The sequence below is a fragment of the Alistipes sp. DJF_B185 genome (genome assembly GCF_964250025.1).
Classification (GTDB): Bacteria; Bacteroidota; Bacteroidia; order Bacteroidales; family Rikenellaceae; genus Alistipes; species Alistipes finegoldii.
In genome coordinates, this window is record NZ_CAXUDY010000041.1 from 2,209 (window position 1) to 3,290 (window position 1,082).

Annotated in this window: 1 protein-coding gene; it reads left to right on the forward strand. The window is 38.4% G+C overall.

What is annotated here, in order from left to right; all coding sequences use genetic code 11:
- Positions 1–50: 50 nt before the first annotated feature.
- Positions 51–1,082 (forward strand): AbiH family protein (locus ACESTR_RS15790; protein ID WP_149881557.1); only part of this gene is annotated, 1,032 nt, incomplete at its 3' end.

Below are 1,082 nucleotides of genomic sequence, written 5' to 3' on the forward strand. Positions count from 1 at the left end.
AACGGTTTCGCTGGATGTTGCAAGATAATACGTTTCGGTTTATACGAAATTTGGGAGAAATAACACCAGCAGAACAATATGATCATTTCGTCAGTGATCATTTAATTTATGAAAGTAAGTTCTTCGAAACAATAAATAAAGCCGTCGAATCAAAAAAATGGGTAGATATCGAGGGAGAATACTATTCACTGCTCAAAAAAGTTTTCAAGGACAAGTCTTGTAAGTATGGAGATCCCATTCAACTCAATGAAGAACTGAAATTGATAAAGGGGGCTTTGACGGGCTATCTAAAATCTGTTCAAAAGCATTATATCAAATCAGAGTTAAGGAATCCGGATATTGAACAAATTATTCATGAGCCATTTAACTTTCGTGATGTCGCCGTGAGTGCTCAAAAGCAATTTCTGGAATATATCGTGAACAAGTGGGCCGAGAAAAACAGGATTGAATCGACAGGCGAAGAAACCAAGGCGGATGAGAGTTTCGCTGCAATAGCATCAAACCTCGTAACAAACTGGGAAAATGAAGGGCTGAAGTCCAAATTCATTGAAGAAATTAAAAACGGCAATGGTGCAGTTTGCGACGAATTTGCATATCCGGAGAGAACCCTATTATTGAACTTCAACTATACGAAGACTGCCGACTTATATCTTCCAGCAAATTCAGACATTCCCGTAAATCATATTCACGGAGAATTGGATAATGAGCAGAATCCTGTTATTTTCGGTTATGGGGACGAACTGGACGAGGATTATAAGACTATTTCGAATCTGAATGATAATAGCTACCTAACCAATATCAAATCTATCCGTTATCTGGAAACGGACAATTACCGTCAATTACTTCAGTTTATTGACACCGGTCCCTATCAGATCTATATCATGGGGCATTCGTGCGGCAATTCGGACCGCACATTGCTCAATACTTTATTCGAGCATAAAAATTGTGTATCGATAAAACCTTATTATTACGAATGGACTGACGAAGAAGGAGGTCATAGCGATAATTATATCGAGATCATCCAGAATATTTCGCGTAATTTCAACTCCATGCAGTTGATGCGCGACCGTATCGTAAATAAA